Source organism: Mesorhizobium sp. Root695, assembly GCF_001428185.1.
Classification (GTDB): Bacteria; Pseudomonadota; Alphaproteobacteria; order Rhizobiales; family Rhizobiaceae; genus Mesorhizobium.
Window position 1 is genome coordinate 128941 of record NZ_LMHO01000043.1, and the last position, 21324, is coordinate 150264.

The 21324-nt window shown below is 58.4% G+C and carries 15 protein-coding genes; 5 read left to right on the top strand and 10 right to left on the bottom strand.

The genetic code is table 11. From position 1 onward, the window contains the following. Positions 1-8: 8 nt before the first annotated feature. The 3 genes from cysQ to cysD are packed head-to-tail and all read right to left on the bottom strand — an operon-like array spanning position 9 to position 3656. Complete coding sequence (cysQ, locus tag ASD99_RS27275; RefSeq protein ID WP_057145466.1) at positions 9-800, bottom strand: 3'(2'),5'-bisphosphate nucleotidase CysQ; 792 nt, start codon at positions 798-800, stop codon at positions 9-11. A gap of 10 nt (positions 801-810) precedes the next feature. Next, positions 811-2748: a sulfate adenylyltransferase subunit CysN gene (gene cysN / locus ASD99_RS27280; protein ID WP_057145467.1), complete on the bottom strand. Its 1938-nt coding sequence runs from the start codon at positions 2746-2748 to the stop codon at positions 811-813. A 2-nt stretch (positions 2749-2750) separates the two neighbouring features. Continuing rightward, positions 2751-3656 (bottom strand): sulfate adenylyltransferase subunit CysD, encoded by a 906-nt coding sequence (gene cysD, locus ASD99_RS27285; RefSeq protein ID WP_057145468.1) that lies wholly within the window; start codon positions 3654-3656, stop codon positions 2751-2753. A 584-nt stretch (positions 3657-4240) separates the two neighbouring features. On the opposite strand from cysD, the gene ASD99_RS27290 reads away from it, so the two are divergent. After that, complete coding sequence (locus ASD99_RS27290; protein ID WP_413813960.1) at positions 4241-5494, top strand: O-antigen ligase family protein; 1254 nt, start codon at positions 4241-4243, stop codon at positions 5492-5494. After that, on the top strand, positions 5491-6426 hold the full coding sequence (locus ASD99_RS27295; RefSeq protein ID WP_057145469.1) for an NAD-dependent epimerase/dehydratase family protein: 936 nt from the start codon (positions 5491-5493) through the stop codon (positions 6424-6426). Before ASD99_RS27290 ends, ASD99_RS27295 begins: the two co-directional genes overlap by 4 nt. Before the next feature lie 31 nt (positions 6427-6457). On the opposite strand, the gene ASD99_RS27300 is transcribed toward ASD99_RS27295, so the two are convergent. The 3 genes from ASD99_RS27300 to ASD99_RS27310 form a co-directional block, all read right to left on the bottom strand. Next, on the bottom strand, positions 6458-6997 hold the full coding sequence (locus ASD99_RS27300) for a sugar transferase (protein WP_057145470.1): 540 nt from the start codon (positions 6995-6997) through the stop codon (positions 6458-6460). Between the two features lie 121 nt (positions 6998-7118). Further along, a complete protein-coding gene (locus ASD99_RS27305) occupies positions 7119-8054 on the bottom strand; it encodes a glycosyltransferase family 2 protein (protein WP_057145552.1) in 936 nt (311 codons plus the stop codon). A 33-nt stretch (positions 8055-8087) separates the two neighbouring features. Beyond that, complete coding sequence (locus tag ASD99_RS27310; protein WP_057145471.1) at positions 8088-10076, bottom strand: nucleoside-diphosphate sugar epimerase/dehydratase; 1989 nt, start codon at positions 10074-10076, stop codon at positions 8088-8090. A 373-nt stretch (positions 10077-10449) separates the two neighbouring features. Here ASD99_RS27310 and ASD99_RS27315 point away from each other — a divergent pair, with 373 nt between their 5' ends. The 3 genes from ASD99_RS27315 (at position 10450) to ASD99_RS27325 (ending at position 13325) form a co-directional block, all read left to right on the top strand. Next, entirely contained in the window at positions 10450-11235 is a 786-nt protein-coding gene (locus ASD99_RS27315; RefSeq protein ID WP_057145472.1) for an ABC transporter permease, read from the top strand. Then, a complete protein-coding gene (locus tag ASD99_RS27320; RefSeq protein WP_057145473.1) occupies positions 11235-11981 on the top strand; it encodes an ABC transporter ATP-binding protein in 747 nt (248 codons plus the stop codon). Before ASD99_RS27315 ends, ASD99_RS27320 begins: the two co-directional genes overlap by 1 nt. Before the next feature lie 219 nt (positions 11982-12200). Further along, positions 12201-13325, top strand: a complete 1125-nt coding sequence (locus tag ASD99_RS27325) for an acyltransferase family protein (protein WP_162256732.1) — start codon at positions 12201-12203, stop codon at positions 13323-13325. 73 nt (positions 13326-13398) lie between these two features. Here ASD99_RS27325 and ASD99_RS35010 read toward each other — a convergent pair whose 3' ends face one another. The 4 genes from ASD99_RS35010 to rfbB form a co-directional block, all read right to left on the bottom strand. Continuing rightward, positions 13399-14559 carry a methyltransferase domain-containing protein gene (locus tag ASD99_RS35010; RefSeq protein WP_057145475.1) on the bottom strand — a complete coding sequence of 387 codons (1161 nt, stop codon included), beginning with the start codon at positions 14557-14559 and terminating at the stop codon, positions 13399-13401. A 295-nt stretch (positions 14560-14854) separates the two neighbouring features. Further along, entirely contained in the window at positions 14855-19360 is a 4506-nt protein-coding gene (locus ASD99_RS32815) for a class I SAM-dependent methyltransferase (protein ID WP_082583437.1), read from the bottom strand. Beyond that, positions 19353-20252, bottom strand: coding sequence for a dTDP-4-dehydrorhamnose reductase (gene rfbD, locus ASD99_RS27345; RefSeq protein WP_057145478.1), 900 nt, complete (start codon positions 20250-20252; stop codon positions 19353-19355). Before rfbD ends, ASD99_RS32815 begins: the two co-directional genes overlap by 8 nt. After that, positions 20249-21319: a dTDP-glucose 4,6-dehydratase gene (gene rfbB, locus ASD99_RS27350; RefSeq protein ID WP_057145479.1), complete on the bottom strand. Its 1071-nt coding sequence runs from the start codon at positions 21317-21319 to the stop codon at positions 20249-20251. Before rfbB ends, rfbD begins: the two co-directional genes overlap by 4 nt. Between the last annotated feature and the right edge of the window lie 5 nt (positions 21320-21324).

The following is a 21324-nucleotide window of genomic DNA, read 5'->3' on the forward strand; positions in this document are numbered from 1 at the left end:
GGGCCTTCTCAGGCGGGGCTGACCCCTGCCCTGCCGCTGGCAATGAAATGCGGATTGGCAAAATCCTCATCGTCGCTTTGCCTGCGCTTGCCATAGACCAGAGGCTGGCCGTCCAGCGTGCGCGTCATGCCGCCGGCCGCGCGCAGAACGGCGTCGCCCGCCGCCGTGTCCCATTCCATGGTGCGGCCGAAGCGCGGATAGACATCCGCCTCGGCGCTGGCGACAAGGCAGAATTTCAAGGACGAACCGACCGACACGATTTCGGCCGCGCCAAGGTCGCGAATATAGGCCTCGGTTTCCGGCGTGTTGTGCGAACGACTGGCAACGACGGCCAGCGGCGCCATGGCTGTTCTCACCGAAATCGGCCGGCGCCCGGTGATCTGGTAGTCGCCATCGATTCCGAGAGATTCCGCCCTGCCCGGCAGGCCGGAAAAGAAGCGGCCGGTGCAGGGCGCGAAGACGACGCCGACTTCCGGTACGCCATCGCGAACCAGAGCGATGTTGACGGTGAAATCGGTGCGGCGGTTGACGAATTCCTTGGTGCCGTCGAGCGGATCGATCAGAAAGAAAGGCCCGTCCAGGTCGGGCGGCACGATGCCGGCGGATGCTTCCTCCTCGGCCACGCAGGGAATGTCGGGAAATGCGGCGCGCAGTCCGGCGAGAATGATCTTCTCGCTCTCGCGGTCCGCCTCGGTCACCGGCGAAGCATCGGACTTGCGATCGACTGCACAGCCAGCATGGAACACACGCATCACCTCGCGCCCGGCCGCCAGGGCCAGCCGCTCGAAGATTTCAAGCATCAGCCTGTCGTCAGATGCCGCCGCCGCTGTCGTATTGGTCTTCGGCAATGTCGCGCTCGTTCAGCCAGTGTTCCAGGGCGTCTACCATCTCTTCGGCCGATTTGCCGAGTGTCTTCAGATGGATTTCGGGGTTTTCCGGCGCTTCGTAAGGAGAATCGACGCCGGTGAAATTCTTGATCTCGCCATTCAGTGCGCGCGCATAGAGGCCCTTCGGATCACGCCTGGCGCATTCCTCGAAGGGCGTGTCGACGAACACCTCGATGAACTCTCCGTCGGCCATCAATTCGCGCGCCATGCGCCGCTCGGCGCTGAACGGCGAAATGAACGAAACAATGACGATCAACCCGGCATCGGCCATCAAGCGCGCCACTTCGGCGACGCGGCGGATGTTCTCGACGCGATCGGCGTCGGTGAAACCTAGATCGCGGTTGAGACCGTGACGGACGTTGTCGCCGTCCAGGATATAGGTATGGCGGCCGGTGGCGAACAGCTTCTTTTCGAACAGGTTGGCGATGGTCGACTTGCCGGAGCCCGACAGCCCGGTGAACCAGAACACGGCGGGCCGCTGGTTCTTCATGTCGGCTCGGACGTGCTTGCCGACATCGAGCGACTGCCAATGGATGTTTTCGGCGCGGCGCAGCGAGTGCAGGATCATGCCGGCGCCGACCGTGGCGTTGGAGATGCGGTCGATCAGGATGAAGGCGCCGGTGGTGCGGTTCTCGGCGAAGGGGTCGAAGGCGATCGGCGTCCGCGTCGAGATGTTGCAGATGCCGACTTCGTTCATTTCGAGCGACTTGGCCGCTTCATGGGCAAAGTCGTTGACGTTGATCCGGTATTTCAGGTCGGTGACGGTGGCGCTGGTCTGATCGGTCTCGGTGCGCAGGATGTAGGAGCGGCCGGGCAGCAGCGCATGTTCGTCGAACCAGACGATGTTGGCGGCGAACTGGTCGGCGACCTGCGGCCGTGCGGCAGGTGAAACCAGCATGTTGCCGCGGGAGATCTCGACCTCGTCGTCAAGAACGAGTGTGATGGCCTGGCCGGCCGCCGCCTGGGCGAGATCGCCGCCATACGAGACGATCCGCTTGACGCGCGAGGATTTGCCGGACTTGGCGACAACGACCTCGTCGCCTGACGCAACCGAGCCGGACGCGATCGTGCCGGCAAAACCGCGAAAATCGAGATTGGGGCGATTGACATACTGGACCGGAAAACGGAACGGCAGTTCGACCACCGCTTCGTCGACCGACACGGTTTCGAGATGCTCGATCAGCGTCGGGCCGGAATACCATTCCGTCTTGTCCGAACGGCCGGTGACGTTGTCGCCGTAGCGGGCCGACATCGGGATCGGCACGATGGTCTGGAAACCGAGATCGCGCGAGAATTGCCGGTAGTCTTCAACGATCCGGTCGAAGACTGCCTGGTCGAACCCGACGAGATCGATCTTGTTGACGGCCAGCACGATGTGGCGGATGCCAAGCAGCGAGGCGATGATCGAGTGGCGTCTGGTCTGGCGCAGGACGCCTTGGCGGGCATCGATCAGCACGATCGCCAGGTCGGCGGTCGAGGCACCGGTCGCCATGTTGCGGGTGTATTGCTCGTGGCCGGGCGTATCGGCAACGATGAACTTGCGCTTCGGCGTGGCGAAGAAGCGGTAGGCGACATCGATGGTGATGCCTTGCTCACGCTCAGCCTCGAGACCGTCGACCAGCAGCGCGAAATCGATGTCGTCGCCCGTCGTGCCATGCTTGCGCGAATCGCGCTCGAGCGCGGCGAGCTGGTCCTCGAAAATCTGCTTGGTGTCGGACAGCAGGCGCCCGATCAGCGTCGACTTGCCGTCATCGACGGAACCGCAGGTCAGGAAGCGCAGCAGCGACTTCTTCTCCTGTGCCGCCAGATAGTCGCGAACGCCGTCGGTGGGCGCGAGGCTCTTTGCCATGATGTGCCGCATGGTCAAAAGTACCCCTCGCGCTTCTTCTTTTCCATCGAGCCAGCTTCATCGCGGTCGATCAGGCGCCCCTGCCGTTCGGACGTGCGCGCAGTCAGCATTTCGCCGACGATCGCTTCCAGCGTGTCGGCATCCGATTCGATGGCGCCGGTCAGCGGATAGCAGCCCAGCGTGCGGAACCGCACCAGCCGGTTCTCCACTATCTCGCCGGGGCGCAGCTTCATGCGCTCGTCATCCCGCAGGATCAGCATGCCGTCGCGCTCCACCACAGGCCGCTCCTTGGCGAAATAGAGCGGCACGATCGGGATACTTTCCTGCAGGATGTACTGCCAGATATCGAGTTCGGTCCAGTTCGATAGCGGAAAGACGCGGATCGATTCACCCGATGCGATGCGGGTGTTGAATATCTTCCACATCTCGGGGCGTTGGTTCTTCGGATCCCACACGTGCTGGGCGTTGCGGAAGGAAAAGATGCGCTCCTTGGCGCGCGATTTCTCCTCATCGCGACGAGCGCCGCCAAAGGCCGCGTCGAAACCGTATTTGTCGAGCGCCTGGCGCAACGCCACGGTCTTCATCACGTGGGTGTGCGTGTTCGAACCATGGTCGAACGGATTGATGTTGTCGCGCACGCCGTCTTCGTTGACATGAACCAGGAGATCGAAGCCGAGTTTCTGCGCCATCTGATCGCGAAAGGCGATCATCTCGCGGAACTTCCACGTCGTGTCGACGTGGAGAAAGGGGAACGGCGGCTTGGCGGGATAAAAGGCCTTCATCGCCAGATGCATCAACACGGATGAATCCTTGCCGACCGAATAGAGCATGACCGGCTTGGTGAAAGCGGCCGCAACCTCGCGGAAGACATGGATGGATTCGGCTTCAAGCCGCTGAAGATGCGTAAGCGTTGTTGTCATGGACTGTGAGCGTTCTCTCGTGCCTTTTAACAGAAGGCCTTGCCTCAAATCGTCGAGCATTCCGCGCCCGGTTCAAGCCTTGCTTCTGGACAATCTCTGTCGTGCCGGCGTTCTAGCAGATCGCTGTTGTCAAGAACAATGCTGGACTAGCCCCGCGGCACACGGTTCGGGAATGAATTTTCCACGGACACCTAAAAACCCGGAAATTCCTGCTCGCCAGCTCAACAGCTGAGAAAACGTGGGAAAAATATTGCTTGAGTAGACCGGCCGCGGCCCGCCAGGGATCTTCGCCGATCGATCGGCGCCGGCTGCCGATTTTCAGGGCAATCGGCTCCGATACACTATCGAAAAGGCAGCCCAGCCGCTATACCAGCCTCGGGAAGCGGGCAAGTGCATCATGAGGCATGGGCAATTTCGAGGCGAGCGCATTCTACTTCGCTAAACAAGATCCGCCGCATGAACGTCCCGAAAACAGCGAGCCAAAATTGAGCCGGTTTTCATCCCTGAGACAGCAGTTCACGCCTTCGCGGGTCAATATCTACTTCTCCATCCTTTGCTTCTTTTTTCCGCCGGTCCTGGGATCGGTGGTCAGCTTTGTGTTCAACGGCGGCGGGCTTTCGTCCGTCTTGCTGATTGCTTTACGGAAAAGGCGCTTCAACGCCGATCGGCCCATGATCTGGCTGACGGTCGCGATCTATGCTTACTGCGCCGCCAATCTCCTGGCTTCCATCGTCAACAACTCGTTCGTCCGGGATGCGCCGCATCTTCTCCCGCTCGTAACCTTCCTGTTTTTCCCTGTCTCCTATTCGACCTGGAGCATCACGCAGAAAACCACGCTTGCCCGCACCATCGTGCTCTCCAGCATGGCCGCCTGTTTTGTCGCGCTGCTCATGGCCGTCATCCAGCAATATTGGATTGGGGTCAGGGCCGAGGGCGGGGCCGGAAATCCGATCGTCTTCGCAACCGTCGTCTGCCTTGCCGTGGTAATCTGCGTGGCCGGTGCCTTGTCAGGCATAGAGCGAGCCCGAAACCCCCTCTTCTACGCCACACTGGCCGGGACGATCGCCATCATCTATTCCGGTTCGCGTATTGCCTGGCTGGCGCTGCTGATCGCCGGCATCGCCGTTCTGCTGATCAACCGGCACAGGCTTAGAGGCAGGAATGCCATTCGCTTGCTGCTGCTGCTGGTGGCGGTCGGCGTCGTGATCGCCGCTTTCGGATTCCAAGCGATATCCGGGCGCGTGGACTTTCTGCGCTCCGATTGGAATGCGCTTGGAGCCAGCGGCAACTACGGCACCTCGGTAGGAATACGCGTTGCGCTTTGGCAGATCGGCCTCAAGGCATTCCATGACATGCCAGTGTTCGGACATGGTGTGGGTGCGACTCAGCTACTGATAAAGCAAGGCTTCCATGACCAGTTCGCGATGGACGCCGGCTTCAACCATTTTCACAACGGCTTCCTGACCACTTTGGTGCAAGCCGGAATTCTGGGCGCCGTGACGCTGGCGGCGATCTTTGTCGTTGCCGCTGGAAATGCCGCCCAGGTCTTGCGAAACAGCAGCGATCCGATCGAGCGCTTCGGCGCCACGATGATTGTCGTGGTGGTGATCACTTATCTGACGGCCGGAATGACGGGCATCCTGGTCGGCCATGACATTCTGGACTCAGTGCTGATGGTCTTCCTGGTAAGCGGAACATATCTCGCCTCCGGACGCCAGGTTCCCTTGTTAGAGGAGCAGGCACTTGCATCAGTGGTGGAAGAGCAGGCACTTGCACCAGTGATGGAAGAGCGAGCACTTCCATCAGCCACGCAAGAGCTGTTCCGGGCAAGGCTATGAAAGTCCTGGTCACGGGCGCGACGGGTTTCGTCGGGCGCCTTGTCGTGCGCCACCTTCGCGAAGCCGGTGCCGAGCTTCGCCTCGCCTCCCGCCATCCGGAGAGGCTCGGGTCGGGGGATGACACGGTGCCGATGCCCAATTTCGATGCGCCGGCCGCGGCCTTCCTGGCGCTCACCAGGGATGTGACCCATGTCGTCCATTGTGCCGGCCTCAACAATGATCAGGGCAATGCCACTGAAGCCGATTACCAGGCGGCCAATGTGGAATTGAGCGCGCGGCTGGCGCATGCAGCGGCCGCCCAGGCAAGCGGACGCTTCATCCATCTCTCCTCGATCCGGGCCGTGATCGGCGCTCGCGTCAGCGCAACAATTGACGAGAATACGCCCTCTGCCCCGCAATGCGTCTATGGACGCTCGAAGCGCGAGGGCGAGATCAAGGTTTTGGACGCCTATGCGTCGCATGGCCGCTCAGACGCCGCCGTGTTGCGCCTGCCTCCCGTCTATGGAAGCGGCATGAAAGGAAACCTCGCGACGCTGATGCGCCTGGCCGATACGGCGCTGCCGCTGCCAACGGGCGCCTTGACAGGAAGCCGCTCGCTGATGTCCTGCGAGGCCACAGCGCGAGCGGTGTCGCACCTGCTGAGCCATTCGGGGTCACTTCGGCCGATCTATGTTGGCGCCGATGTGCCGCCGGTCGCCGTCGAGGCCATCATCGCCGCCTTTCGCAGGGGTTTCGGACGGCCAATGCGCCTGATGACCGTGCCAGCCGGCCTGATGCGGCCGGCAGCAAGCGTGCTGGGCAGGCGAGCATTTTGGGATAGCCTGACCGCGACACAGATATGCAATCCTGCCCTGCTGGTGTCGCAGGGCTGGGCGCCTGAAACCGGCACACTGGAGCGGCTGGCCGAGCTAGCGCGGCTCGGCAAATCCTGACTTCTTGTTTTGATCATGATCTTTCCCGGGATCAGCTTAGATAGAGCGTTCCAAGCAGGATCCGAAGGTCGAGCCGGAACGACGCTGTGCGCAGATAGGCGGCATCCGTTTGCGCCAACAGCTCCGGGTTCGACATGTCGATGCCCTTGATCTGGGCAAGGCCGGTTATGCCGGGAAGTGCGGCCAAAACCCCCAGCCGCCTGCGATACTCGATCAATTCCGTTTGGGTCGGCAGGCAGGGGCGCGGCCCGACCAGGCTCATTTCGCCCTTCAGGACGTTCCAGAATTGCGGCAGTTCATCGAGCTTGAACTTCCGCAAGACCTTTCCAACAGATGTCACGGAATTTTCCGGCGCCTCATGCGAGGGCAATGACGGCGTCCCGACATACATCGTGCGCAATTTGTGACAGCGAAAAAGCAGTCCGTCACGGCCGACCCGCGTCTGCGAAAAAATGGCCGGACCCGGTGACGATGCCCGAACGGCAAGCACGGCCAGCACCAAAACAGGAAATGTGGCCACCAGCAGCAAAGCCGCACCGGCAAGATCGAAGATGTGCTTGGCTGGCTTCATGAACGGCCGATAATGCTCCCTGCCAAAATCCCGAGGCAACGCGGCAGCCCAAGCCCGTCAATCCGGTCGACGTAGCATGAGTTCATCTGTTGACCAAGCGTGCCGCACAGTTATTCGATGCTCAGATGCGCCCCAGGATGAAAGCGAGATTGAGCCCCAGGTTCCCGGAAACTGTCTGCCGATAGACACCGCTTTTTCGCAAGGCCGCCAAGCGGCGGAAAAGACCGCCCTGCCGCCCGCTGGCGAACAGGTCGAGGCATGCCGCAGCGTCCTCGGTCAGGAGGTCGCGATTGACGGCAAGACCGTCAAGGTTGAGGTCCGTCCAGCCGGCGAACTCGCCCTTGAACAGGCGGCCAAGCCGGGAAACCCTTGCTCTCCACGATACGTTGGCGCCAACCAGGTTTGCCGCGTGCTGCCGGTAGCGCACCAGCGGCCGCGGATCATAGCGGACGATGCCGCCGGCGGCGGTCACGATGAGATAGGCCCACCAGTCGTGGCTGACGAACCCGGTCCGCGCGGAGGCCCTGGCCAGCAGGTCGCGTGCCGCGGCGTTGAGCAGGATGGTGTTGCCGCCGGCGATGCTTTGCACAAGCGCGTTGCGAAAGGATGGCGGCCGGGCAAACAGCGGCGAATGGCCGACTAGGCTTCCCGTTTCCGTCATGGTCGCGGTTCGCGAGCAAAACATCAGCGGGATTTTTTTTGTGCCATGGGCCTGCATCCAGCCGATAGCGCTCTCCAACCTGTCGGGCTCCCAGATATCGTCCTGGTCGCAGAAGGCATAGCAGTCCGCATCGATGCGTCGATCGAGGATCATCGATCGGAAATTGGCGGCGAAACCTTGCCGCGGCCCCTCCACGAGGGTCATTCGACCCTTGGACCAGCGGGATTTCCATGTCTCGATGATGGCGGTCGTGCCATCGATGGAGCCATCGTCGGAAATCCACAGGTCGACCAGAGGGTGCGACTGCGCGAGCAGGGATTGCAGCTGCTCATCGATGAAGGCGGCGCCGTCTTTCGTGCCCATCAGGACCGCGACGCGCAGATCTGCTTTACCCACGACCAAGATCGCTTTCTGAATTCTGAATCGGGCCTAGCTCGCCTGCCCGGCCGTTTTCGGGATCGCGTCTTGACGCGCACTCCCCCTGGCCTTCTTGGCGCGGTCAAGGCTTGCCAACACGGCGAGCGCGGCGGCCTTGTCCTGGTTTTTTGCCGATTGCTGCAGCTCCGCGAGCGCGATCTGGACATCCGACCATTCCACGACGTCCGTGCTGAGGCCAAAAATCTTCGAAATGCCGAGTTCGACGAGTTCCTCATCCTCGCCATGCAGCGTTTCGTGGAGTTTTTCACCAGGCCTTATGCCGGTGAACCGGATTGCGATATCCTTGTATGGGCTCTTTCCCGACATGCGGATCATCGTTTCGGCCACTTCAAGAATCGGCACCGGCTTGCCCATGTCGAGCATATAGACGGCATAGTCCTGCCCGCCCTGCCGTGACGCGGCATCGGTCGCCGACATGATGACGAGATCGACGGCTTCGGCCACGGTCATGAAATAGCGCGTCATGCGCCGGTCGGTGATGGTGACGGGCCCCCCAGCCTCGATCTGCGCCTGGAATATGGTCGCCACCGAACCGTTGCTGCCAAAGACATTGCCGAATCGCACAGCTATGAATTTGGTGGCGGAGCGACGCCCGCCCGTCTCGCCTGCTGGCGTTCCGTGCAAGGCGCTGATGATCTGTTCGGCGGCCCGCTTTGTCATGCCAAGCACCGATGAGGGATCCACCGCCTTGTCGCTCGATATCAGGACAAATTGCGCAACCCCGCATTTGGCGGCGACTTCGGCACAGACGAGCGTTCCGAAAATATTGGTCTGGATGGCCGAATCCCAGTTTTCCTCGAGCAGCGGAACGTGCTTGAGCGCAGCGGCATGAAAGATGATGTCCGGCCGGAATTCCGTGACGACACGCGTTATCTGGCGCCGGTCCGCGACATCGACGATGCGGACCTTGAGACGGTCGTGGTCCTTCTCGTCGATATACTGGCTCAGCTGGAAAATGCCGAACTCGGAGTTGTCGGCGACCAGCACCGCCTCCGCTCCCAGCTGCAGCGACCGTTTGACCAGCGTTTGGCCGATCGAGCCGGCGCCCCCCGTGACCAGAACACGTTTGCCGCCCACAAAGGCGCCGATGCGCTCGATATCGGACGCGACTGTCGGGCGGCGCAGGATCGTTTCCATCTCGACCGTGTCGAGAACCAGCTTTCCGTGCTGTTCCAGCTCCGAAAGACCGGAGAACTGCACCACATTGATATCGCCGTGCCGGGCAACGCGGACGAGTTCCGAATATTCCTCGATCTCGCGCTCGGCGCCGCTGCCGAAAATCAGCAAGTCCAGGCTTTTGGTGCCGGTCGCGTAGTCTTCCAGGACGTCGATCAGGCGCGGCCGGGTCGCCACCACGGGAACACCCTGGATCCGCGTCCCCAACGGCGCGCCGCGTTCGGTCGCCATGATGCCCGCGATGGAATAGTCCGCCGGCTGCGCCGTGCGCGTGAAGCGAATGATCAGGTCGGCCTCGCCGAGCCGGCCAACGAACAACGCTTGCTTGGCCTGCGCCTTGTCGGTCTTGCGGCCCAAAATCCCCCAACTCGCGCCATCACGCAGGAAGCGGTAGAACAGCCGGGGCGCCGATATGATCGTGAAGGAGACGAGGAAGAAGACGATGAACTGACGCTCGTTGAGCCCCTGCACGGGCAGGAAGGAACGAACCAGCAGCGAAACCACGTAAAGCGTGAGCGTCAGAATCGCGCAGCTCTTCAGGATGTTGAAAAAGTCCGGCGTCGAGGCAAAGCGCCAGACGGTCGTGTAGAGGCCACAATATCTGAACAGCAAATGGCTGATGAGAATAGTGCTCACCCAGGTGGCCAGACCCTCGGTGGAGAGGGCGCCGAACGAAAGATCCGACCGCGAAAGCACGAGGCTGAGCGCCACGGCGACCAGGACCATGACCATGTCCTGGATCATGATGAAGGCACGCCGCATCCGTGGCCGGAGCCCGAATACTGATTCGAGATAAGAATTCATAGGACAGCACTAGACTCCAGGCTCACGGATATGAACACCAGAAAGTTGCGAACACGAAGATACTTCGTGGCCGATCACCTTTCGCAAAGTGCCATCCCCGGCCCCCGCCGTCTTGTATCGCATACTGCGGGCCGGGAGGCATAGCTAGATGTTTTTTGGATGATGCTGCCGAGTCCACATTAGATCATGCTACTAAAGGGGCAACGCGGCATCAGCATGTGTCCAGTTTTGCCGCAGTTGACTCTGCTCCCGACCTCGCTACGACGCAATGCGTTGCCATCTGCCTGCCGAAATGTCTATTAGAGACGGCTTGGTGGTTCGCTATGGCGGCGAAGGATAATGCGCCAGAACAACGGATGCGATACTACCAGCCATGATTGCGGTACTAACCGGCGCTTTTGACGATATCTCCAAGGCCATGAAGTTGCGCCGGGTGTGGATTGCTCTGGCCCATGAGGATATCGGCGACCAGCACAAACGCACGACTCTTGGCCCCATCTGGCTGTTGATCAACTACCTCGCCTACGCGGGCACCTTTGTGGTCATCTTTGGCGATAACCACTCTGTGCCGCATTATGCCGCCTATGTGGCAACGGGCCTTTTGGTCTGGCTTTATCTCATGGAGGTGATCACTCAAAGCGTCTCGCTCTTCACCCGTGAGGAGAGTTTCATCAAGGGCACAACCCTGCCGCTCACCGTCTATGTCATGCGCCTAACCTTGCAATCGGTGATCCGTGCGGGCTACGCTCTGGTTGGCTGCTTCGCCATCCTGCTGCTCGTGCACACGCCGGTCACCTCTGACTGGCTCTGGTCGGGGCTGGGGCTCATCATGATTATCGTAGCGACGCCGGCGGCGATCCTGGTCTTTGCCGTTGCTGGCGCCTTCTTCCCCGATCTGAGCTTCGTCGTTCAGAACCTTATGCGCATCGGCACGTTCCTCACTCCGGTGTTCTGGATTGGCCCGGGCCAAGGTATCCGCGCCGAATTCTATCGCTGGAATCCTTTCACCTATTTCCTGGAGATCGTGCGCCTGCCGGTTATGAACGCGGAATTCCCGGCCACCGCTTTCGGCATTTGCACCATGATCATCCTGCTCCTATGGGTATTGGCCACTCTGCTTCTGGGCGGATGCCGAAAGAAGATCGTTTTCGTGCTCTGATGGTTTCGATCCGCGCTGAAAATCTTGGGCTTAGCTATAAGGTCCGCCAAAAGATGACGCTGGCCCTGCGCGACAGGCGTGCACTGGCGGGCGGACGCATCGAAGGTGTCGGCCGCACTCGCCATGTGACGGCGCTTGAGGGCGTGAGCTTTTCGCTTGAAGCGGGTGATCGGCTCGGTCTCGTGGGTGCTAACGGTGCAGGCAAGACTACCCTCCTCAAGGTGCTCTACGGCATTTACGAGCCGACAACAGGCACCGTCTCGATCAACGGACGGGTCGATGCGCTGTTCAACATCGCGCTGGGGTTCCGCCCCGAGGCCACCGGGCGGCGCAACATCGAATTGCGCGGCCTCATCAATGGCTGGAGTCCGGATGAGATTGGGTCCCGTATGGACGAGATCATCGAATTCAGCGAACTCGGCGATTTCATCGATCTGCCCTTCAAGTCCTACAGTCAGGGCATGGCGGCGCGGTTGGCCTTTTCCATCGCTACCAGCTTAGAACCCGAGATCCTGCTCATGGACGAATGGATCGGCGCCGGCGACCCTAATTTTCAGGACAAGGCGCGGCAGCGCATGAACGAAATGGCCGAGAAGGCGGGGATCATCGTGCTGGCCAGTCACAACCACGCACTGTTGCAGAAGACTTGCAACAAGATTCTGGAATTGGAGGCGGCACGGCTGAAGACGTTTAGCGGAGCTGAAGAGTGGTTCGGCAAGCAAGCCGGCACGTCGCCGGTAGCGTGAACTCTCCCACGAGCCTAAAGCCGTTCGAGTTGATGTGGCAACTGATCTAATCTGTGCCTACCGCGAACTGGCGGATTGAGGTTTCTGGGAATTGATGCGAAACGGGAGCGGCTTGTGAAGTGGCCAGCGGTCGAGTTTAAAACAAGTTTGTGAGGTAGATGGCGTTGGTATCTGGCCCCCCATCGTTGCCTAGTCTAGAACATCCCATGCGGACCGGTTGTGCATAATCATCCCAACATCTGCTCCCCAACGCTCGCTGAGCGCTTCAACCCCCGCGCCAACAACTTTGACGCAATCAGGCTGTTCGCAGCGTCGCTTGTGCTTTTTAGCCACTGCTATCCTTTGACAAGAAGCAAAGGAGAGCCGTTCAGCCCGCTCGGCGTGTCCGGGGGCGACCTCGCAGTCGCGATCTTCTTCGTGATAAGCGGGTTCTTGATTGCACGCTCATTCAAAGAACGAAGGCTGGCGGAATATCTGCTCGCCCGCGCCCTGCGCATTTTCCCAGGACTAGCCGTCGTTCTCCTCTTCGCCGTTTTCGTGATTGGGCCAAGCGCCACCACGCTCCCGTTGGCGGCCTATTTCACGAACTCGCAAACCTGGGTTTATCTATCCGGCATCTTCATCGTAGATCTTCAATTCAGGCTTCCGGGTGTGTTCGAGACAACGCCTTACGCCCGCACGATCAACGGCTCGCTGTGGACCATACCGCTTGAGGCGGTGTGGTATCTCATTCTTCCCGCTCTTGCGGGGCTCGGCTTGCTGCATAGGGGGACATTCTGCGGCGTTCTGTTGATTTTCCTGATTTTGTATGCAGTGGGCGTACAGTTCTACGGGCTTGGATTCGGTCCCCATCGCGGCCCACAGCTTTTCAGCGTCGTTACCACTTACCCCTTTCTGCGCTACGGCACATTTTTTATGATCGGGACCGGCTTCTGGCTCTATCGCGAGCATATTCCTATGCACGGGGCCATCGCAGCAGCTTTCGTGGGTGGCCTTTACCTTTCAGCCAAGACACCGGCCTTCCCAGCCTTCCTTACAGTGGCCCTGCCCTATCTCGTCTTCTATGTCGGCATGAGCGGATCGCGGGGCAAAGCTCTAACATCCAGGCTCGGTGACCTTTCATATGGCACCTACTTATACGCCTTTCCCGTGCAGCAGATGGTTGCCCATCTAGTTCCTGAAATAGGAGCTTGGCAGATGTTCGCGATAGCACTCCCCGTCACGCTGGGCTTCGCCGCGCTCTCATGGCGTTATGTGGAGTATCCGTCTCTAGCACTGAAGAAGCGTCGGCGACCGTTGCCGGAGAACTCAGTTCCTATTCCTGAGTCTAGCGCGCTGCTATGACATTCCGGTGTTACGGCCGCGGACAAGGAAACGGCGAAGCTAACTACCGCCTAGCTCACGCCGGATTGTACCTTCAGCAAGGCTTCGAAAATGTAGCATACGTCGCGCAAGCAAGCACCCGTAGCCCTTCATCGGAGAGCGACGAAAACATTGGTTCTACTGGTGATCGCCGAAGTTTCAAGAAATCAGAAATGCTCATTGCTTCCAGCTTCGTCCTCTGATCGGGTGACAAATATTTAAGATAAGAAGACATAAACCACTGGCCTGTGTACATGGGATGCCCCCAATTCGGAGTGGCTTTTTCGAGAACATTTGCGCCCAAGCGGGTGAATAGGTTGGTCAGACCATCCTGCGTCATGTTGTAATAGTGATGCGGGTAGCCATGTTCGGGCTGAAGGAATGGGACGGAACAGAATATCCGCCCGCCGGGCTTGAGGACACGCATTATTTCGGCAGCGCAAGCGAAGGGGTCGGTTACGTGCTCCAAGACTGCGTTGGAATGAACACCATCGAAAGACGCATCTTGAAAGGGGAGCCTCTGCCCGACCGCGAGCACATCTGTTGCTGGGTATGCGACGATTTCGGAACAAATTATGCTGGGATCTATATACGCTTGATCGCCCGATCCCATGTCCAGGATCATGCCACGATCTGCCGACACCTCTGAAAAGAACTTCATTGCTTCTGGCGCATATGGATGTGCGGAGACGTTTTCCGTATCGATGATCCGGAATTCGTCACGCAAGCTCTGCGGGAGCAGATCGATCGAATTTGAACCCATCGTAAAGTGAGAGCCGCAAGTTTTGCAATCAATCTCGGTCGATGTAAATGTTATACTTTTTCCGCATACGGAGCACGCAAGATGATCATTTGCCCAAGCCAATTTCTTCTTTTTGGTGTTAGCCCAAGAATCCCGAAACGAGGCAATCTTGTCGACCCTGACCGGCAGCCGTGCGAATTCTTTCCCGTCCACCAAAAGTACGACATCTTCGATTTTGTCGAAGTTAGAAACGGTTCGAAAGTCGATCTTGGAAACAAATCCAGCAGCGGACTTCCCAGGGAAAGCGCGCCGCACATCGGGACGGTCGATGAGGTTGGATCTTACCTCCTGACCACCAAGGGTAATTGTAACGCTCGACGGCTCGACGTCTGAAGAGATCCACCCCCTTATTGGCGTTACCAGAGATTCGATCACCTTAGAGACTGGAGCTTCGATGCGAACCACGTGGGGCATTGCCGGCACCCTCCCTTGACGAAAACGTCCACAAATCACAACCGCCGATAGCGCGCAACCAGTCGGCGAGAATATCGATGACCATCTTGGCCCTCTTTAGCGCGCTCTCAACAGAGCAGCCCGGCGGCCAGCACGGGCAGGTGCGCCGTAAGCCACAGTGCCCCAAGCAGCGCTATGGCTCTTTCGTCGTAAGCGGCTCTCCCTCGATGTCAGCCAACCCCTCCCCGGCACCTTCGACAGAACAGATTGAGGGCCAATGGCCATCGACACCCTTGCCCGTAAACTTCAGTCGGCCTCACCTGCCGGCCACTATCTTTTCTGACTGAACGTCGGACAGATCCATGACGATGTCATCCAGTTGCTCTGCCGCAGAACTCATCCTGTGATGATGAAGCATCTCGTCAAATGCCTTGGCCACCATCTGGCGCCTCTCATCCGGTCTTTGGATTGCGTGTCGCAACCTGTTCGTCCAAGCCTCAACGGTATTATCAACTAGGTAACCCGTTTCTCCTGGGCGAACGGCGGACTTATACGGTTCAACCGCGCTGTAGAGGCCGCAGAGTTTGGCTGCAGAGTATTCATAGAATTTCAAGGGGGACTTGGCGGCATTGAACAGCGTTCCTTCGAGAGGAGCAACCGCTATATCCATTTCCATTGCGATTTTTCTGAACCATGGCACAAAATTCGAATAGATCTTATACTTGTCCCGGATACTGACTTTCTCAAACCAGTCCTCTGATTCTCCAGTAATTCCGATCGTAAAGAATCGAAGGTTTGGGAATTCAGACCGTAACCTTCTGATTGGCTGCTCCAAAAGCGCGAGATCTGCGCTGTGGGTTTTTGTTCCCATGTAAACTATACGGATTTCCTGGGTAGAGCGCTTTTGGAGGTTGGGAACTCCCAGGCCATCAAGGACAGAGTCGATTGGCCCAAACCAGAGCCGCTCGCTTAATGCATTCTCCGCAATCACCACCGAACTGTTGATGGTTCGGAGGCGATCCGCCAAAATCGGTGTGGATGTGACCACCACGTCAGCCATTTTGGCGATTGAATTTATCGACTCCTTAAATGCTTCGTAATTGACGGTCAGGTCGGGTCGGTCGCGCATGCCGATCAAGTCGTCGTCTATCTCGTAGATGATCTTCGTGCCGCTGGAGGAACACGCTAATTCAAACTTGGATAAATCATCCGGCTGCAAGGCCGTACGTTGGACAAGGACAGCGTTGAACTGGCCGACAGTCGCTTCATCGGCCACATCACTGGCAGGGATGATGTCGTATCTGACGGATCGCCGTATGTTGTCGCGAATTTTTTCCAAAACTCTGATGTGACTCGAAGCGGGATAATCAGGCCCATTTCCGGGCAGGACCACTCCGACGCGAGGACGGTGCAGACCTTCGGAGACATGTGCTTCGCGCGTCAATAGGCTTCGATAAAGTTCGTCATAATACTGTGACATCCAAAGCGTGGAGTTGGTGCGGCCGATCCGTTCCTGCCATAGACGAACTTCATCGAGTTTCTGCGAATAGTCCGCGAAATCGTGCGCGATCGCCTGCAACTGGTCAAACAAGGTCTGCGGCGAGGAATTCGCAAGAAGCCATCCGCCTCCCGTTTGGCGTATGCGCTCGGCCACAGCGCCGAAGTCCAGCGCCAGTACGGGCAGCCCGCACGCCCACATTTCTGTCAAAGTATGGCAAAATGTTTCAGGCCAAATGGAGAAGATGGCGCCGAAATGAGGGCGGATGCTCTCCACCTTCTGAATAAATTCTTCCCGCTTATAGGGTCCATGAAAGACGAAATCCTTGGTCAGCGGTATTGTCGTCCTGCCAAGGAGATGAAACTCAAACACTCCTTCTTTGTCCAATTTCGTCAAGGACTCTAGTATCCCTGCTCCCTTGGAAACATCTATGTTACCAGGCACCAGTATGCGAATTTTCTCGTTTTTTGATCTAGACGTACTAGCCACATTCTTCATCTGCAGATCGCGGCCATGCGGAATGACAGGAAATGGCTTTTTTTGCGTAATCGGATAGATCTTCATAATCTGATCACGCGATCCATATGAAGTCGTAATATAGCCATCGCAGTGCGCCAGCATCTCGCTCATCGCTGATTGCCAGTCCGTTATGGCGTTACGTTTTAATGGAGGGAAGTCTGGATCGGTCCACAATTCATGTTTGCACTGGCCGAGCGACGCTGTGCACGCCCCCCCGCAGAACTGCAGATTCTCGTCAAGAAGCTTGACCGTCGGGCAAATAGTATAGAAGTCATGAAATGAAAAAACGACCGGAAGCTGCAAAGATTTGCAGATCGCGGGTAGTTTGAGGCTATGCCATGCTATGTGCCGAATATGCACAATCTCGATCTGGTGCTGGATTAAAAGCCTGCGAACGATCGCGTCGTATTCCTCCGACACATGTGGAAATGCTTTGATCGGCCGTTCGAGCTTGACCGCCTCCAACAGTATTTGCTGGCGTCCAGCGATCCGGAAAAATTCGACTGTTTTAGCATCGCAGCGCAACAGATAAGACTCGTAGCGGTCGTCCAGGGCCTCCATAAGGTCCTGATTTGTTTGCGGCGTGCCGCCAGTTCGGGTTGATATGACGAATACGGCGCGGGGGCGCACTCCATTCTGCAGCAGCGGGACAGAGGCAACCTCGCCAACTCTTTGGCGTGCAGCCGAAGCGATGGGGTCATCGATAAAGCTACGAACCTTCCGCGTGTATTCCGGGTAGCGCTTGTCGATAACAGCGCGACCATCCTTCATCAATTTCGTTTTCTCATCGCCAAAACTTGCTGAGCGTACATGATGAACCAGCGTCGCATCATCGATCACATGCCGCCAACCTCTCCTGCCGGCGCGCATGCAGAAATCGTTCTCTTCGCCGTAGCCACGCGGAAACGCCTTGGCATCAAGTACGCCAACTTCCTCAATACAGGCTCGTCTGACAAACATGCAGAAGCCATTTCCGGTCGGAACCTTGGGGTAATGCCGCATGCTGCCACGCGTGACCAGACGAGCGTAGTCGTCGAGTTCCAGCCATGCCGGGATTGAGTTCCTTTTGCCAATCTCCGGCGCCGAAAACGCCCCTGCATTGTCCGAAAATGGCGTCGCTGTGGCTATACGATCTTCCGAGTACGCTGCGAATTGAAGATTGCGCAACCACTGGGGTGTGACGATCGTATCTGAATTTAAAAATACGACATCTGCAGAACCGGCCAGTTCAATGCCACGATTGATCGTTCTTGTGAAACCAAGATTGTCTTTATTATTAACCACCTCGACGTTTGGCAAACATTGATATTTCTCCAGAATTTCCCGGACTTTATGGTCTGAGCTAGCATCATTTATCAGAATGAGGCGAACCGAAGAGTCACTATGCCGCAAGATCGAGCGGACACATCTTTCCGTTTCCTCTGGAGCATTATAGATAGGGACGATGATCGCAACCGAATTAAACTTATCCTCTATTCGCTTTATAGGATATCTGATTTCAACTTGTTTTTGCGTTCTACTTGAAGATCCCGTGACAACGGAAGACGTCGTGTTTTCTTCAGAATTCCTAACAGAGAATGCGTTTCGATAGTATTTGTACCGCGTAGCCCAAAGGTGAGGTGTGATGCCCCACCAAGCCAACTTCGCGAGACGCCTAGCTGGAACGCGTATGCTGGCTGGCATCAAGCGAACCGGCGCAGTGAGACGCCAAGAAGTAGATGCTAGGAATTCCTGCTTTTCTCGACGAAGGCCCACAAGATGAGTTTCGAGTTCCCGCCTCTGTATCTCATAGCCTTTCTTCTCGGCCGTCAGCCTTGCGATTTCAGCATCGCGTGTACTGATCAATTTGCGGGCTGCCTCCCCCTCCTGGTTTCTATGTCGCGCAATGGATTCGAGTTCAGACTTGAATCCATCATTGGCCCGAAGCAAATCCGCGCGCTCTTTCGCTGCAATTTCCTGCTGCTTTCGAAGGGAGGCTGCTTCTTCAGCCTGCTTGCCAAGCCGAGCCTCAGCCTCGGTTGATTTGCGACGCAGGGCCGCATCCAGGGTCCATCTGTCTCCGATGGCTTGAAAACGCTCTCGCAGCTTGTTGGCATTTTCACCATCGAGATTGCACAGGTCAATTGCAGCAGGATGGACGTGATTTCCAAAACAAAGGACACCCAGTCCATGGCTGTGGAGAAATTCAAAGGTTGGGTACTGTTGTTTTAGTTCTTCCCAAAGCCGCCAGATTCCGAAGCCTTCTCTGTGTTCGTTGGTGTCGTGAAACAAAACGATCGCGCGGTCGGAGAGCTTTGGCTTCCACGTATTGAAATCGTGGCTACCCGCCTCATAGGAATGAAAACCATCAATATGCAAAAGATCAATGGTCCCGTCAGCGAAATGCTCTACCGCATGATCAAAGGTTCGCCGCAATAGGGTCGAGAAACTGCCGTAAGTCGCGTCGTTAAACAGTGAAAAATCTATGTAAATCTGTTCCGGGTAGTGACCTGCATGATCGTCCCCCTTCCATGTATCGACAGCGAAACAACGAGTATTGAGATTTCCACGTGCGACTGCCGAGCAGAACGCTGAATACGAGACACCAGTGTGGGTGCCCAGTTCCACCAAGACATTCGGGCTAGTGGTATTGACGAGCCACTGCGCAAAGGGGATGTGTCCGAACCAGGCGCTTGCGCGATCGAGCGACGCGGGCGGCCAAAATAGCGGAGCAAGTCTGTCGTCTAGGATCGGGCCCAGTTGATCTGGGTGCGTTACGTCGGGAGCTGCATTCCGGTCATTGTGTGATTTCAATGATTCATCCATTTAAAATGCGCCTCGCAAGCAGTTGCTCGACAACTCGGCCTGCCGCCGCCCGCCAGTCCGGCGCGTTCCAGCCGAAGACGGAGGCGAATTTCGCGCTCGATAGCCGGGAATTGGCGGGGCGGCGCGCCTTGGTCGGGTAGTCCATCGTGGCAATGTCCCGTACCCGCGCCCAAGGGCCACCAAACACGCGGCTTGTGTCGAGGATATGGCGGGCAAAGCCGCTCCAGTTGGCCTCGCCGGTTCCGGCCAGATGATAGATGCCGAACGCGGCGGAATCCTTGTTTCCATACAGCCGTGCTGCCGCATGCAGGATTGCGTCGGCGATATCAAGCGCCGAGGTGGGATTTCCCCACTGATCGGCCACCACCGATATCTCGTCGCGGTCGGCGGCAAGCCGCAGCATGGTCTTGACGAAATTCTTGCCGAACGGGCTGTAGACCCAGGCCGTGCGCAGGATCAGATGGCGCGGATTGGCTGATGCAACCGCCTGCTCGCCGGCGAGTTTGGAGGCGCCGTAGATGCCGAGCGGCGCGGTTGCGTCGGTCTCGACATAGGCACCGGGAGCGCTGCCGTCGAAGACGTAGTCGGTCGAAAGATGGATGACGGGCACGCCAAGCCGTCTTGCTGCTTGCGCCACCTTGCCGGCGCCGACGGCGTTCACCGCGAATGCCAGGTCGGGCTCATCCTCGGCCTGATCCACCGCCGTGTAGGCGGCAGCCGAGACGACGATGTCCGGCTTCGCGGCCGCAATGGCTTCGACGACAGTATCGGGTCTTGCCAGGTCGAGGTCCGGACGGCCAATGGCGATGACCTCCACGCCGGCACGCCCCTGGCCGGCCTCCAGAAGGCTTGCCGCGACCTGGCCCTCACGTCCGGTGACAACGAGCCTCACGCGACCCCCTTGCGTGCTTCGCCCAACCGTTCACCGGCATAGCGCTGCTCGCGGATCGGCCCCCACCACCATTTGTTGTCGAGGAACCAATCGACGGTCTTGGCCAGGCCGCTGTCGAAATTCTCCTTCGGCGCCCAGCCGAGGTCACGGCTGATCTTCGAAGCGTCGATCGCATAGCGGCGATCATGGCCGGGACGGTCGGTGACGAAAGAGATCAGGTCGCGATGGCTCTTGCCACCGGCTCGAGGACGCCTGCTGTCGAGCAGATCGCAGATCGTCTCGACGACGCCCAGGTTTGTCCGCTCCGAATTGCCGCCGACATTGTAGCTCTCGCCCGGCTGGCCCTTCGTGGCGACGAGTTCCAGGGCCCGCGCGTGATCCTCGACGAACAGCCAGTCGCGCACATTGGCGCCGGCGCCATAGACCGGCAGCGGCTTTTCATCGAGCGCGTTGAGGATCACCAGCGGGATCAGCTTTTCGGGAAAGTGATAGGGTCCGTAATTGTTCGAGCAGTTGGAAAGCACGACCGGCAGGCCATAGGTTTCGTGCCAGGCCCGCACCAGATGATCCGAGGCCGCCTTCGAGGCGGAATAGGGCGAAGACGGCGCGTAGGGCGTCTCCTCGACGAACATGCCGCCATCGAAAGGAAGATCGCCGAACACCTCATCGGTCGAGACATGATGGAAGCGGAAGCGGCCCTTCCTGTCCTCGGGCAGGCCGCGCCAGTATTCCAGCGCGGAATTGAGGATCTTGTAGGTGCCGACGATGTTGGTCTCGATAAACGTGCCCGGCCCGTCGATCGAACGGTCGACATGGCTCTCGGCGGCAAGGTTCATGACGATGTCGATATCGTCCCGGTGGAGGATGTCGAGCACCGCCTTCTCGTCGCAGATATCGGCATGAGCAAAGCGGTAATTGTGCGCATTCTCGATCGGCCGCAGCGAGGCCAGGTTTCCCGCATAGGTGAGCTTGTCGAGATTGGTAACCCGATAGGCGGGGTTGGCGCACAGGTGCCGGCACACCGCCGAACCGATGAAGCCAGCACCGCCCGTCACCAGAAAATTCATGCCGC